Here is a 14764-nt window from a genome sequence, read left to right on the forward strand (position 1 = left end):
TAACCAAGACTAAGATCGGTAACATTTGTTTCAATTATTACTTAGAGCGTACTTACGAGCAAGTGATCTCAGTTAAGCGGTTATCTTTTACCCACTGTTTTTACATTACATTTACCTTGCTAGATGGTAAACAGTGCCGTTAACGCGTATTCTTGAGCCATCAAATAAAGGAGTGGTTTTTTAAGCCTATGTTTCATCCTGTATCTTTTTTTATTGGCTTACGTTATTTACGTGGGCGTTCGGGTGACCGTTTTAGTCGCTTCGTTTCTTACATGTCAACGGCTGGCATCACGGTCGGCGTGATGGCATTAATTACCGTCATGTCGGTTATGAATGGTTTTGAACAACAACTCAAAGACCGAATTTTAGGTGTTTTACCGCAAGCTGTTGTAACCAGTGCTGATGGACGAGTACCTCTTTCAGAGCAAATACCAACAGTATTAAAGCAGTTACCGCATGTGACAAAAGTAACAGCGATCACACGCGGCGAAACAATTATTCAAAGTGCTAACTCCTTAGCGGCTGGAATGATGATTGGTATTGAACCTAACCAATATGATCCTATTGCTGATCATTTAATGGTCGGCTCACTGAAAGATCTTCAACCGGGTAGTTTTAATGTCATTATTGGTCAAGCGCTGGCGGTTGAATTAGATATTCAGCCGGGTGATAAAATTCGCTTAATGGTCACCAGTGCCAGTCAATTTACACCATTAGGACGCTTACCTAGTCAGCGTAATTTTACTGTGTCAGGTATTTACGATACTGGTTCAGATGTTGATAAACAGTTAGTGTTTACTAATATTTCAGACGCTGGTCGTTTGCTTCATTATAAACTGGATCAAATGTCAGGTTGGCGCTTGTATCTTGATGATCCCTTTGCAGTTACAGAGCTCGCGAAAATACCGTTACCTCATGATTGGAAATGGTCTGATTGGCGTGAACAACGTGGTGAGTTATTTCAAGCAGTTAAAATGGAAAAAAACATGATGGGACTAATGCTCGGTCTGATCATAGGTGTTGCTGCATTTAATATTATTTCAGCGTTGATTATGGTGGTAATGGAGAAGCAAGCGGAAGTGGCTATCCTAAAAACACAAGGGATGACCCATCGACAAGTGTTGACATTATTTATGGTTCAAGGTTCAAGCAGTGGTGTGATTGGTGCGTTATTAGGCGGTGTTTTTGGCGTGATAGTATCTCATTATATCAATCCAATTATGGCCTTCTTTGGTGTAAACCTTGCTGCAATTGGTGGGTCTTTACCTGTCGATTTTGAACCAATGCAAATTCTAGCTGTTATTGTTGGCGCTATTGTCTTGAGCTTATTAGCGACTATTTTTCCTTCTTATCGTGCGGCTGCTGTCCGTCCTGCTGAGGCTCTTCGTTATGAATAATCCATTATTATCTTGTCAGCAATTATGTAAAACCTATCAAGAAGGTCAGTTACAAACTGAAGTATTGAAACAGGTATCGATTGAGATCGCTGATCATGAATTAGTGGCGATTGTTGGCTCTTCAGGTTCAGGTAAAAGTACCTTATTACATATTCTTGGGGCGTTAGATGAGCCGACTGACGGTGAAGTATTTTTTAAAGGTCAGCGTTTAGATACGTTAAGTTCCAATAAACAAGCAAAAATCCGTAATCAAGATATTGGTTTTGTGTATCAATTTCACCATTTGCTGGCAGACTTTACGGCGACTGAAAATGTGGCAATGCCGTTATTGATTGGCGGTGTTGCTGTGAGTGAAGCGCGTACTCGTGCTCAAGATATGTTAGCAATGGTTGGATTGGATCACCGTTTTGAGCATCGTCCGTCAGAATTAAGTGGTGGTGAACGTCAACGGGTTGCTATTGCACGTGCGTTGGTAAATAACCCCGCGATTGTATTAGCTGATGAGCCAACGGGTAACTTAGATCATCAAACCGCTTTAGATATTTATGATCTGATGCGTAAGCTCAATGCAGAATCAGGCACCGCATTTTTAGTAGTGACCCACGATACTCAGTTAGCAGCAAAACTTGATCGTTGTATGCATATGCAAGATGGTATCTTAGCCGAGGTTAAGGAGAAGTAATGTTTCGTCCTTTATCCCTTTATATAGGTAGCCGTTTCAATCGTTCTAAAAAACGTAATCATATGGTGTCATTTATCTCTTTGTCATCGATGCTTGGGATTGCTGTTGGTGTAGCAGTGATCATTATCGGTTTATCGGCGATGAATGGTTTTGAACGTGAATTACAAACGCGGGTGCTTTCGGTTATTCCTCAAGGTGAACTCCAAGCAGTAGAACCGCCGTTGAATAATTGGAAGCCATTATTAAAAAAGGTAGAACAGCACCCTCATATTACTGCTGCTGCACCATATGTTGAATTTACGGCATTACTTGAAAGAGGTGCCAAACTTAAAGCTGTCGCTGTGCGTGGTGTCGATCCGAAAGAACAGCTTAAAGTCAGTGAGTTGCCGCGTTATGTTAAGAATAACGCATGGGCTACGTTTACGGCGGGTAAGCGAGAGGTTATTTTAGGGCAAGGTGTCGCGACTAAACTCAAATTGAAGGTCGGAGATTGGATCACCGCAATGATCCCCAATACTGATCCTCAAATGAAGTTACGCGCTCCCAAACGAATTCGATTACAAGTTGTTGGTTTACTTGCTTTAGGTGGACAAATTGATCACAGCTTAGCGATTGTACCGTTACAAGATGCACAACAATATTTAGATATGGGAGAGGGTGTTTCTGGTATCGAAATGAGTGTTGATAATGTCCTTGATGCGCAACAAATCGTAAAAGAAGTTGGCGATACATTGCCTGTGTATGTTTACCTAAAAAGTTGGACTCAAAAATACGGCTATTTATACCGTGATATTCAAATGGTACGTACCATTATGTATTTAGTTATGGTTTTAGTCATAGGTGTTGCTTGTTTTAATATTGTTTCTACATTGATGATGGCGGTGAAAGATCGCGCCGCAGATATTGCGATATTACGTACAATGGGGGCAACGGATCGACTGATTAAATCTATCTTTGTGTGGCATGGTGTATTATCGGGTGTACTAGGCAGTATTATTGGTTCGTTATTTGGTTCATTAATTGCGGTTAACTTAACTCATATTGTACGAGTGATAGAGAAAATTGTAGGACATCGATTCTTATCTGGTGATATTTATTTTGTCGACTTTCTACCAACACAATTAGCTTGGCATGATGTGGTTATTGTTACCACGACAGCGATTGTATTGAGTTTGATTGCGACATGGTATCCAGCAACACGAGCTAGTCGACTACAACCTGCGCGAGTATTAAGCGCTAAGTAATAACGAACAGTGTTTACACCCACAGCATTAATTGAAAAAACGGAGTTTAATGCTCCGTTTTTTTAATGTGTTTTTCTTTAGTAACTTGTTAAGTTAATGGTAGGAAGCCTGACTAGCATAGTAAGATATTGCTTTTTGATTAGGGATTAATAATAAGTTCAGTTTCAATGGATAAATAAACATAAAAAAAAGATCATTTATTGTATTTCTTTGGTCGTAAACCACACAAAACGACTATTAGTTAATCTTAAATGTGATATTTCTGGTGTTACTGATATTCATTTTTTTTATTTTTAAAATTTTAATTTCATCTTTGAATACTATGGATTTATAAAAAATCAAACGCAGGCCAGCATAAATGCAGCCTGATGTCTGTCAAAAAATATCAACGATAAGTAATTTAGTAGATAAATTACGAACACTGTTCTTTTTTTGTGAATTTATATTTTTTCATTTAACAGCGACATTTTTACATGATAATTTGTCGGCACTTAAATGCAAACATGTTGTCGTTATTGGGAAGGGATTTATCCTGCATCGATATGACTGTTATTTTATAATAGCTGGCTGTTTGCTAATAAATAAAACAATTAGGATTTAACATGAAAAAGAATGCACTAGGTTTATTAGTAGCTTTTGCTGTAATGGCTCCTGTTGCAGCACAAGCTGCTGTTCAACTTCCAGCTGGTACACAAGAAATTGGTGTTCAGGGTAACGCTAAACTAGGCAGCGGTTGGGATCTAAATTTAAACGGTTCTTACGGTAAATTTATTAAAGACAACTGGGAGCTAGGTGGTACAGCTTCTGTTGCAGCTAAAGACGAAAATGATGCAATCAGCGGTAAGCTAGGTGTATTCACTGAGTACAACTTTGTTAACTCTACTAACTGGGTTCCTTATGTTGGTGCAGCAACTGAGCTTGCAGCTCTAAACTACAACAACAAAGATGGTGCTGATTCTGACTTTGGTCAAAGTGGCGATTCTTGGGCACTAAACCTTAAATTAGCGGCTGGTGTTAAGTACTTCATCAACCCTAACGTTGCACTAAGTGCAGAAGTTAACTACAACATCGCAACTGACGATATTGAGTTCTCAGGTGGCAAAGCGAAAGACAGCCTAACAAACATCGTATTCGGTACTCGCTTCTACTTCTAAGTTTTAGCCCGTATACAGATAATAAAAAACCCGCTAAATTTAGCGGGTTTTTTTATAGCTATTGGTTTTGTAAATTAATGTTATAAACAGAGGCTAAGCGATATTATTTTTTTTAATACGTTTTAACAACCAGCTGCTGAAAAGACTAATAATTGCGATAGCTAATGTAATAAATGGCGCCACCATTAATATCATGGTCGTTATACGAGCGATATTTTCAGGTAGTAATGTTAATAAATACCCTAATCCTGTGAGTAATAAGATCCAAGCGGTAGCACTTAGCCAAGCAAAGCGAAAGAAATGTGCTTGGTTCTTAATTCGAAATCCCATCATTAACGGTAATAATGGACGTACAACAGGAATAAATCGCGCAGCAAACAATGCCACAATACCATGCCTAATAAGTAGTTTATCTACAGTTTGCATTCGTTGAGGCGGAACCATATCAACCCATCGTTTTACCTTCGGTAAGTGATCAAGCCAACGTCCTTGCAAATAAGCCAACCAACTACCAATTGCAGAAGCTATTATCAATAATAATACAATTAGCTTGAAATCAATGATCCCCATTGCACCTAATGTGCCAGCTAAAATAACAATACTGTCACAAGGTAGGGGGGCTGCGGGTAAAAATGCACTTTCTAGCCAAATAACAAAGGTGACACAAAAATAGATCATTACAATACTTTCAGGGTTTTGTAATGCTGCAAAATCTTGGTGCCATAGCGCTGAAAAAATAGATACAAATGAATCAAGCATCTATGTAGTCCTTGTAGTCAGAGTCATAATTAAAGTAAATGTCGCGGAAATTGAGTAACAGTAACTGCCGACGACTATGGGTAAAACGGTATTGAAAGTTAGCAAGAATAAGAAGTGAATACCGTTGATGTTTTGAATAATGACTTGTTACTTGGTGCACTGGTCTAGCGACATTGTTATCACAATATATAACTGGAACAAAATTCTTATTATCTATTTTTGATAACTGTCGTGTTGTTTGATTATTATTCGATAAAATAATGACATTATCGTGCCAATTCTCTTGATTGGTTGTAATGCTGAATGCTGGGATTTGATGAACAGGGGATTGAGACAGTGTAGATGACACCGCCGTACTTGTTGCACTTATTAGTAAAGCGTTTAGCAGTAAGCTAAATAGAGTAAGATAACTCATCAACAGTATCGCCTAAGTATCAAAAATACACTTTTACTCAAAATCATAATCAAAGGCAATGTTTTTATAACACTTTGTAATGGAAATGTTTTTTTAATTCTATCTTTTTATCAGTTAGTTTATGATTTATAAAGAAAAAGCTTCAGTAGTTAGCTGAAGCTTTAATCATTATTCTTAACGGATAATATTTATTTAAGAAGGGCTTTTTTCATTTGTGAACCAATGAAAATAAAGCTAACGCCTTCAAATATTAATGAAACCCCAACAAAGATCCCTAATAGTGACATCGAGAATTGAGGGTTATGCATTAGATTAAAGAAATAAACACCAATAATTGTTGATAATAAACCACTGAAAACAATCCAACGCCAGCCTGCAAGGTGCTCTCGACTGCTAAAACCAAACATCATTCGTGTAATACCATTAAATACCATTGTGGCGATCATAAGAACGGTAATGGTAACTAAGCCAATGAATGGTTGTCCTAGAATGAATAAACCGCCAAGAAGATAAAATAACGCACTAATGACATACCAAATTTTGGTTTTCCATTGTGGGATACTAAAGGTGTGGTACACCTGTACTAAACCAATAACTAAAAAGATCACACCAATAATTGTCGTGATGGTCATGCCAGCCGCAACCGGTAAACTAATGGCGAAAATACCTGCAAGTGCAACGATGACACCCACGATCACAAACCATTTCCACCCTTTTGTGAGTAAGTTCTTTACTGGATTTTCCATCATATATCCCTTTAATTAAATTATTAATTGTTAGTAAGTTATTGCTATTTAAGGCTGTATTTTATTTTTCAATAGTAGCCTGAACAATAATAATTACTAGGTATAAAGTGCAACTAATTAGCAATATAAGTTTTTAATGGTATTACTCGAGGAGAAAGGAAGGATAAATGTGCGTTGAATCCGTTAATAATGAAAAAAGAAGGTTTGTCAGTAAGAATAGATGTCAGTGAACTCTCAAAAAAAAAGATGTTAACAATAAAACTCCAGACGAATGGAGTTTTATTGTTATAACTAAGCAACTGTTAGCGAGTTTTAGGTATTCGAAATTTACGGCGGTTCCAACTGCGTACAACTGAATAACGCCACAGCCACCGAATACCGAAGTAACCGATTAAGGCACTTAAAACACTACAGATAAAGCAGCCTAATAAGAATGGGGGGCCGATTTGGCTCATTTGATTTAAGAGGAAGTCCCATGTTAATTCAAAATGAAAGCCAACATCAGGGCTATGTAATACCCAAGCGCCAAGTCTATAGGCACCGTAAAATAATACCGGCATAGTCACAGGGTTACTCACCCATACCAATGCGACTGAAAGTGGTAGATTTACGCCAAACATAATAGCTAGACCAGCAGCCATCAACATTTGACTTGGAAGTGGAACAAAAGCCATGAACAACCCAACCGCAAACGCACCAGAGGCAGATCGTCGGTTTAGGCACCATAAGTTGGGGTTATAAAGTAAATTCCCAAATATTTTTAACGCTTTTTGGCGTTTAATGACTTCATGACTAGGCAGAAATTTTTTAATGAAATGTCTTGGCATAATGATTTTTTTTCAAACTGGCTAAGGCCATATGGTTCAAATATTTATAGCGAGTATAAGCGGTTTTCTGTCGTTACATTTTTTCAATATATTGCCACCGTATTGGTATTCATTGTTAATAATAATACCTGGTGTCATTATATTCATTATGTATCGAAACGTTATTATTATTTGCTTTTCGCTCGCTATATTATGGGCTGTTTTTGATGCTAATCAATATATTAACGATATAGATAACATTCAAAAAAACAGAACTAATATTATCATAGATGTAAGCATTAGTACGCTTTTTAATGAAAATATACCCACAGAGAATTTTGAGGTAAGGGTGCTTAATCGGTCCTCACCAAATGTTGATTTTGTATTCCCGCTACGATTAATGGTTTTGTGGGAAGATGCACCACCATTGAAGCAAGGGCAAATATGGCGTTTACCGGTTAGATTAAGCCGTATTGTTGGACGCGTTAATCAAGCTGGATTTGATGTCGAACAATATGCGTTGAGTCGTAGTATCCATGGTCGCGCAATTGTATTAACGGGAAATAGTGTATTGCCCACACGTTTATCTTCTTCTATTTCATTACGCCAACAATGGCTAGATAAAATTACTCCGTTACTTAAAAATACCCGTAATCAAAGCTATTTAACGGCTCTAACGTTTGGTCTTAGAGATGGGCTTGAGGCTCAGGATTGGATTTATTTACGTGATAGTGGGTTAGCGCATTTATTAGCCATTTCAGGGTTACATATTGGGCTGGCGATGTTAGTGGGGTGGTGGTTGGGTTATCTCTTACGATTATGTTTACCACAAACACAATATTGGTTATGGCTACCGTTATTATGCGGGTTAGTATTTGCTTTTGGTTATGCATGGCTTGCTGGATTTGGTCTACCGACAATCCGTGCACTATTAATGTGCTTAATCGTTGGGGTATTACGCCTAAGTGCAATTTATTGGCTATCTTGGCAAGTTTTATTGGTAACTTTAGGCTTATGTTTGTTATGGGATCCTTTTGTAAGCTATAGCGCAGGATTTTGGTTATCTTTTGGTGCGGTTATTATTTTTTTAGTCATGATCATGGCAGAGAATTCATCAACTTTGGTTGCTTTACCTTGGTATCAGCGTTGCTATCAACGACTAAAATATTTATGTAAGGTGCAGGGGTACTTACTGTTACTTATGTTACCGATCCAATGGTGGTGGTTTGGCGGGGTATCTTTAGCTGCACCATTGACGAATGTCGTTGCTGTTCCTTGGATCAGTATGATTACGGTTCCTCTCGTGTTAATAGGGGTTATAACGCCATGGTGGCCTTGGTTATCGTCATGGTGTTGGCTTATTGCTGATTTTTCTCTAATACCTGTTTTGAAAATTGCAGCTTGGAGTCAAGGGGCATGGATGATGTTACCGGCTTCGATAACGCCATGGTTGGGATTAATCGCGATGATTACTGTGTCGTGGCAATTCTTGCCGTTAGTGTATTTTCGTTGGTTTTATACCAGTATCGTTTTTCTGCTCTTTAGTTGGCGTTGGGACGGCCATAAATCACCACAGTGGACGCTTTCTGTGTTGGATGTAGGCCATGGGCTAGCAATACTCATAGAAAAGCAGCAACGAATATTTATCTATGATACGGGTAATGCGTGGGATGAGAACAGTATTGCCAAATCGGTTATAACGCCGATATTAGCTTATAAGGGAATATCGACTATTGATGGGTTAGTGTTGAGTCATGCTGACAGTGATCATGCTGGTGGAAGTGATTACCTTTTATTGCGTTATCAGCCTTTAGACAAATACAGTAGCGATCAACGGGAAGGTTTTTCTGAATGTGTAATGGGACAAAGATGGCAATGGCAAGGTCTTGAGTTTTCAGTTAAATGGCCACCTAAATCAACGCAACGAGCCACTAATTCAGACTCCTGCGTGATTCGTATTCAAGCCATAAATGGCAAAGGGCCGAGTGTTTTATTAACAGGGGATATCGATGCCAAGTCAGAATTAGTTATGCTAACGCAAGCACAAGATTGGCAAGCGGATATTTTAGTGGTGCCACATCATGGTAGCCGTACTTCTTCGACACAAACCTTACTTGATGCGATACAGCCTTCGTTAGCAATGGTATCAATTGGCTATTTTAATCCTTGGGGGTTGCCGTCAGCAGTGATTAAAAAACGTTATCAAGCTAATAATATTGATTGGTTCAGTACCCAAGACAGTGGCCAATTAACAGTAACAATTAACGCTAATGGCTATAATGTAAAACAACAACGATATGATTATTCTCGGGCATGGTTTCGACCACAATGGTTAGCAACGCAATGAAACAATAGTTATTAACAGTATTAACTGTTGTTTTTATGAGCATAAAAAGCCCTTTAATAAAAAAGGATTGTGGACAAATTTGGTTGATAGCAATGTTAAGGGTAGAATAGAGGTAATGTATTTCATCAAAATTGGCATTCATGACGCAATTAACAGAAAAATCAACCAAAGATACTTATAAAAGACTGTGGCCTTATATCAAGATCTATAAAGCTGGCATTATTGTGGCTGTTATTGCGCTAATCATTAATGCGGCGGGTGATACTTTGATGCTGTCGATGATCAAACCGTTACTTGATAAAAGTTTTGGTGGCTTTGATAGTATGGATTCTGGCTTTCTAACCATGATGCCTATCTATCTTGTTGGCTTAATGATCATGCGTGGCGCCAGTGGTTTTGTATCAACCTATTGTTTATCATGGGTTTCTGGCAATGTTGTAATGAACCTTCGCCGGAAACTATTTCAACATTTCATGAGAATGCCGGTTGCGTTCTTTGATAAAGAAGCCTCTGGTGCATTATTATCGCGCATTACTTATGACTCAGAACAAGTGGCTTCTGCAACCAGCAGTGCATTAGTTAGTATTGTTCGTGAGGGAGCATCGATCATTGGCTTAATGGTATTGATGTTTTGGAATAGTTGGCAGTTATCGGCTATTTTGATTGTGATTGCGCCAGTGGTTGCGATCAGCATTAGCATTGTATCTAAGCGTTTTCGTAAAATCTCACGCAGTATGCAAGACGCCATGGGTTCTGTTACCTCTTCAGCTGAGCAAATGCTAAAAGGCCATAAAGTCGTATTAAGTTATGGTGGTCAGCAGGTTGAGAAAGAACGTTTTGATGATGTAAGTAACTTAATGCGTCGTCAAACCATGAAATTAGTGTCTGCACAGGCGATTGCTAATCCCATTATTCAGCTTATTGCCTCTTCTGCATTGGTTGTGGTGCTGATTCTTGCTAATACACCGTCATTACGTGATTCACTAACGCCGGGTACTTTTGCGGTGGTTTTTGGTGCGATGTTTGGTTTAATGCGTCCATTAAAATCATTAACCAGTGTTACCTCTCAATTCCAACGTGGTATGGCAGCGTGTCATACCTTGTTTGATTTGATGGATTTAGAAACTGAAAAAGATCATGGTAAGCATGAAGTTAAGCGCGTTAAAGGTGATGTATCCGTAAAGGATGTTACTTTCACTTACCCAACCAAAGACACGCCAGCTTTACGTAACGTTAGCTTTGAACTCCCTGCGGGTAAAACCGTTGCCCTTGTTGGTCGTTCTGGCTCAGGTAAAAGTACCATAGCTAACTTATTAACCCGTTTTTATGATATTGATTCTGGTGCTTTGCTTTTAGATGGTGTTGAGTTACAAGATTACACCTTATTCAATTTGCGCTCTCAGGTGGCAGTAGTATCGCAAAACGTGCATTTATTTAATGATACGATTGCGAATAATATTGCCTATGCGAGCGGTAGTGAATATACCCGTGCTGATATTGAGCGTGTAGCTGAACTTGCTTATGCGATGGACTTTATTAAGGATATGCAGCATGGGCTTGATACCATTATTGGTGAAAATGGTGTGAGTTTATCCGGCGGTCAACGTCAACGTCTTGCGATTGCACGTGCATTGCTACGTAATGCGCCAGTGTTAGTGCTTGATGAAGCAACGTCTGCTTTGGATACTGAATCAGAACGTGCGATTCAACAGGCACTGGATGAACTGCAAAAAGACCGCACTGTGTTAGTGATTGCTCACCGTTTATCTACTATTGAAAATGCCGATCAGATCTTAGTGGTCGATGATGGTGAAATTATTGAGCGTGGCACACATGGTGAATTAATTAGCCATAATGGTGCTTATGCGCAACTTCATCGCATTCAATTTGGTGATTAATTGTGGCTGCGTTGATTGAAGCTATGTGGTATCACACAGCCATTAAGGGTAAAGCTCGGATTGTCTATTTACTGTTGTGGCCATTATTATGGCCACTCAGTCAGTTGTTTGGCGCTATTAGCCGTCGTAAACGGCGGCAATACGTTGACGGTAAAAAAATAGCCTATCGAGCGCCTGTTCCTGTTGTTATTGTTGGTAATATTACTGCTGGTGGTAACGGTAAAACCCCCGTCGTGGTGTGGTTAGTCGAGCAGTTATTAGCACAAGGACTAAAACCCGGTGTTGTCTCGCGTGGTTATGGTGGTAAAGCGCCGTATTATCCTTATTTTGTTGAGAGTGATACCCGTACCGATATTGCCGGCGATGAGCCGGTATTAATTCGTCGCCGTACAGGGGTTCCGGTTGCGGTTGCACCCGTACGAAGTGAGGCGGTAAAGCTACTATTGAAACATGATGTTGATGTCATTATTACTGATGATGGTTTACAGCATTATGCACTTGAACGTGATATTGAATTAGTAGTGATTGACGGCCAACGTCGGTTTGGTAATCAGCAGTTACTACCATTAGGACCACTGCGAGAATCATGTCAGCGTTTAAATGAGGTTGATTTTCTGATTTGTAATGGTGGTCAGGCACAGATTAACGAAGCTGCGATGTATTTAGCACCGTCAGAACTAATTAATATTAAAACTGGCGCTCGTTGTACAGCAACGTCTTTAACATCAGTGGTAGCGATGGCTGGTATTGGTCATCCGCCACGATTTTTTGCGACATTAGATGCGTTAGGAGTAAAGCCTGTTGTATGTCAGCCTTTTGCTGATCATCAAGCATTTACTCAACAAACATTGTTAGAGTTAGCCCAACAAGGGCAACATTTAGTAATGACTGAAAAAGATGCAGTAAAGTGTTACTCATTTGCTGAGGATAATTGGTGGTATCTGCCTGTTGATGCAGTTATCTCTGAGCCACAAGCATCAGCTATTATTAAACGGATTATAGAGGTTAAGGAAAAGTATGGATCACCGTCTGCTTGAAATCGTTGCTTGCCCTGTATGTAAAGGCAAGTTGAGTTTCGATAAAGAAAATAATGAATTAGTGTGTAAGTTTGATCGTCTTGCTTATCCTATCGATGACGGTATTCCAGTTTTACTTGATTCAGAAGCGCGCACATTAAGCTCTGACGAGGTTAAGTAATGGCATTTACCGTTATTATTCCAGCACGTTATCAATCAACGCGTTTACCGGGTAAGCCGTTAGCTGACATAGCGGGTAAGCCAATGGTGCAATGGGTATATGAACAAGCGTGTAAGTCTGGTGCTGATCAAGTTATTGTGGCAACGGATGATCAACGTATTGTTGATGTAGTACAAGGCTTTGGTGGTGAAGTGTGTTTAACACGTACTGATCATCAATCAGGCACTGAGCGGTTAGCTGAAGTGGTGGCTAAATATCAACTTGCAGATGATCATATCGTGGTTAATGTTCAAGGTGATGAGCCACTGATTCCTGATACAATTATTCGCCAAGTTGCTGATAACATCGCTAACTTCAATGCGCCAATGGCAACATTAGCAGTAGAGATTGATCACCATGATGAAATCTTTAACCCTAATGCAGTAAAAGTTGTAACGGATAAAGACGGCTATGCATTGTATTTTAGCCGTGCCGCTATTCCTTGGGATCGGGATAACTTTGCTCAGCAACCGCGCATTGTACATCATAATCTACTGCGCCATATTGGGATTTATGCTTACCGCGCAGGGTTTATTAATACCTACATTAATTGGCAGCCAAGTCCACTCGAACAGATTGAATCATTAGAGCAACTTCGTGTGCTTTGGTATGGTGAGAAAATTCATGTGGATGTCGCGATCGATGCGCCTCCGGCAGGGGTTGATACACCAGAAGATTTGGAAAAAGTGCGCCAGTTAGTCTGCTAAAAAAGACAAGATTAGCCTAATAAAAAACCGAGTAGGATTTACTCGGTTTTTTTGTCTTCAAATTAACCTTTAAAGGTTGATTATTCAGCGATTTTTACGCGGATACGACTTTTATCAACCAACATTTCATGAAGTGCTTTCATAGCGCGAGTTGCTTGCTCATCATCAGCCATTTCAACAAATGCAAATCCTTTTGATTTACCTGTTTTTTCGTCTAAAACAAGGTTACAAGCGCTGATTTTGCCGAATTCTTCAAACATCTTATGAATTTGAACTTCAGTTGTGCTGCGAGAAAGGTTACGGATTAAAAGTTTCATGCATTAAATTCTTTATTAAGTAGTAAGCCGCTATTTTACCATGAAATACAGGAAAGCATGCTGAGATTAGAATGAAATAATAAGATAAAAATCATTCTCGAACAGTATGAGTTTCATAGTTATGCAAATAGAACGCGATTAAAAAAAGCCAACAGCCGAATCATCGGGCTGCTGGCTTTAAATAAATTAACCAAAACATGACATTGAGAAACCTATAAAGTCTCAGGTTTTACTTTTTCAGCCTGTTGATGTTCAATTTTTGGGTTTAATAATTTGCTAGTAATACGTTGCCATAATTGCCCTAAACGTTCATGTTCAACAATTTCCATTTGAGTGAGATAAGTTGAATCTGGAATGAGACTGCGCATTTGATTACTGGCTTTAAAGTTCGTTGGCGCAGCAATTGGCTGTAATCCAGCTTGATGGAAATAATACAATGCACGTGACATTTGGCTAGCCGATGTTACCAATATCATATTTTTATCTTTAACGACATCTGCGGCTTGGAATGCTTCTTCTTTGGTGTCTTTAGTCGATTCAAATAATAAAATATCACGCTTATCGACACCTAATGCTATCGCTAAGTGGGCCATTAAACGGGCATGACTAATACCATGAGATGCCATGCCACCGTAGCCAGATAAAATCAGCTTGGCACCAGGGTACATACGGAAGATACGAATTCCTTCAACTAAACGCGTAATAGCGGTTGGAGATAACTCTGAGGTTATTGGGAATGTTTTATCTATCACTTGGCCGCTGCCAAGTACCATTACGTAACTGATAGGTTTAGTGGTACTGACAAAAGCTGCATTTTCTTGCTCTAATGGGCGTAGTAATGATGTTGTTAATGGCTGGAAAGAACAGAGAAAGATGCCAATTAAAGAGATACTAACCAAAATAGAGGCTAATTTTTTTCGGCGTGTAAACCACAGTACACACAAACCAATAACGCCCACTAATAATAGAAACGGTAGTGGCATCAACAGTGCGGAGATGATTTTTTTTAGTATAAACATAATATGTCGTCCGAAATTTCAGCAGTTGAGCAATAAA

At 39.1% G+C, this 14764-nt stretch carries 15 protein-coding genes; 9 read left to right on the plus strand and 6 right to left on the minus strand.

Going from position 1 to position 14764, the window contains the following annotated elements; all coding sequences use genetic code 11:
• The first annotated feature begins 188 nt into the window (after nucleotides 1–188).
• The 4 genes from lolC to BTO21_RS03400 all read left to right on the plus strand — a co-directional run bounded on the left by lolC (nucleotide 189) and on the right by BTO21_RS03400 (nucleotide 4477).
• Nucleotides 189–1397, plus strand: a complete 1209-nt coding sequence (gene lolC, locus BTO21_RS03385; protein WP_045026532.1) for a lipoprotein-releasing ABC transporter permease subunit LolC — start codon at nucleotides 189–191, stop codon at nucleotides 1395–1397.
• A complete protein-coding gene (gene lolD, locus BTO21_RS03390) occupies nucleotides 1390–2079 on the plus strand; it encodes a lipoprotein-releasing ABC transporter ATP-binding protein LolD (RefSeq protein ID WP_045026530.1) in 690 nt (229 codons plus the stop codon). The genes lolC and lolD overlap by 8 nt, the downstream gene beginning before the upstream one ends.
• Entirely contained in the window at nucleotides 2079–3323 is a 1245-nt protein-coding gene (gene lolE / locus BTO21_RS03395; protein WP_045026529.1) for a lipoprotein-releasing ABC transporter permease subunit LolE, read from the plus strand. Before lolD ends, lolE begins: the two co-directional genes overlap by 1 nt.
• A gap of 602 nt (nucleotides 3324–3925) precedes the next feature.
• Complete coding sequence (locus BTO21_RS03400) at nucleotides 3926–4477, plus strand: outer membrane beta-barrel protein (RefSeq protein WP_045026527.1); 552 nt, start codon at nucleotides 3926–3928, stop codon at nucleotides 4475–4477.
• A 93-nt stretch (nucleotides 4478–4570) separates the two neighbouring features.
• On the opposite strand, the gene BTO21_RS03405 is transcribed toward BTO21_RS03400, so the two are convergent.
• The 4 genes from BTO21_RS03405 to BTO21_RS03420 all read right to left on the minus strand — a co-directional run bounded on the left by BTO21_RS03405 (nucleotide 4571) and on the right by BTO21_RS03420 (nucleotide 7224).
• Entirely contained in the window at nucleotides 4571–5236 is a 666-nt protein-coding gene (locus tag BTO21_RS03405) for a DedA family protein (RefSeq protein WP_045026525.1), read from the minus strand.
• Nucleotides 5229–5651, minus strand: a complete 423-nt coding sequence (locus BTO21_RS03410) for a hypothetical protein (protein WP_065195739.1) — start codon at nucleotides 5649–5651, stop codon at nucleotides 5229–5231. The genes BTO21_RS03405 and BTO21_RS03410 overlap by 8 nt, the downstream gene beginning before the upstream one ends.
• Before the next feature lie 188 nt (nucleotides 5652–5839).
• Entirely contained in the window at nucleotides 5840–6397 is a 558-nt protein-coding gene (locus BTO21_RS03415) for an HdeD family acid-resistance protein (RefSeq protein ID WP_045026523.1), read from the minus strand.
• A 302-nt stretch (nucleotides 6398–6699) separates the two neighbouring features.
• Complete coding sequence (locus BTO21_RS03420; protein ID WP_045026522.1) at nucleotides 6700–7224, minus strand: DUF2062 domain-containing protein; 525 nt, start codon at nucleotides 7222–7224, stop codon at nucleotides 6700–6702.
• 31 nt (nucleotides 7225–7255) lie between these two features.
• Between BTO21_RS03420 and BTO21_RS03425 the strand changes: the two genes are divergently transcribed.
• The 5 genes from BTO21_RS03425 to kdsB all read left to right on the plus strand — a co-directional run bounded on the left by BTO21_RS03425 (nucleotide 7256) and on the right by kdsB (nucleotide 13391).
• Nucleotides 7256–9550, plus strand: coding sequence for a DNA internalization-related competence protein ComEC/Rec2 (locus BTO21_RS03425; protein WP_045026520.1), 2295 nt, complete (start codon nucleotides 7256–7258; stop codon nucleotides 9548–9550).
• Between the two features lie 140 nt (nucleotides 9551–9690).
• Nucleotides 9691–11448 carry a lipid A ABC transporter ATP-binding protein/permease MsbA gene (gene msbA, locus BTO21_RS03430; protein ID WP_045026519.1) on the plus strand — a complete coding sequence of 586 codons (1758 nt, stop codon included), beginning with the start codon at nucleotides 9691–9693 and terminating at the stop codon, nucleotides 11446–11448.
• A gap of 2 nt (nucleotides 11449–11450) precedes the next feature.
• Nucleotides 11451–12485, plus strand: coding sequence for a tetraacyldisaccharide 4'-kinase (lpxK, locus tag BTO21_RS03435; RefSeq protein WP_045026517.1), 1035 nt, complete (start codon nucleotides 11451–11453; stop codon nucleotides 12483–12485).
• Complete coding sequence (locus BTO21_RS03440) at nucleotides 12466–12645, plus strand: Trm112 family protein (RefSeq protein ID WP_045026516.1); 180 nt, start codon at nucleotides 12466–12468, stop codon at nucleotides 12643–12645. The genes lpxK and BTO21_RS03440 overlap by 20 nt, the downstream gene beginning before the upstream one ends.
• A complete protein-coding gene (kdsB, locus tag BTO21_RS03445; RefSeq protein ID WP_045026514.1) occupies nucleotides 12645–13391 on the plus strand; it encodes a 3-deoxy-manno-octulosonate cytidylyltransferase in 747 nt (248 codons plus the stop codon). Before BTO21_RS03440 ends, kdsB begins: the two co-directional genes overlap by 1 nt.
• A gap of 80 nt (nucleotides 13392–13471) precedes the next feature.
• Here the strand turns inward: kdsB and BTO21_RS03450 are convergent, their stop codons facing one another.
• Nucleotides 13472–13708 (minus strand): RNA recognition motif domain-containing protein, encoded by a 237-nt coding sequence (locus tag BTO21_RS03450; protein ID WP_045026513.1) that lies wholly within the window; start codon nucleotides 13706–13708, stop codon nucleotides 13472–13474.
• Between the two features lie 212 nt (nucleotides 13709–13920).
• On the minus strand, nucleotides 13921–14727 hold the full coding sequence (gene elyC, locus BTO21_RS03455; protein ID WP_065192777.1) for an envelope biogenesis factor ElyC: 807 nt from the start codon (nucleotides 14725–14727) through the stop codon (nucleotides 13921–13923).
• Between the last annotated feature and the right edge of the window lie 37 nt (nucleotides 14728–14764).

Origin of the sequence: Photobacterium phosphoreum (assembly GCF_002954725.1) — a bacterium.
In the GTDB taxonomy this organism is placed as follows: domain Bacteria; phylum Pseudomonadota; class Gammaproteobacteria; order Enterobacterales; family Vibrionaceae; genus Photobacterium; species Photobacterium phosphoreum.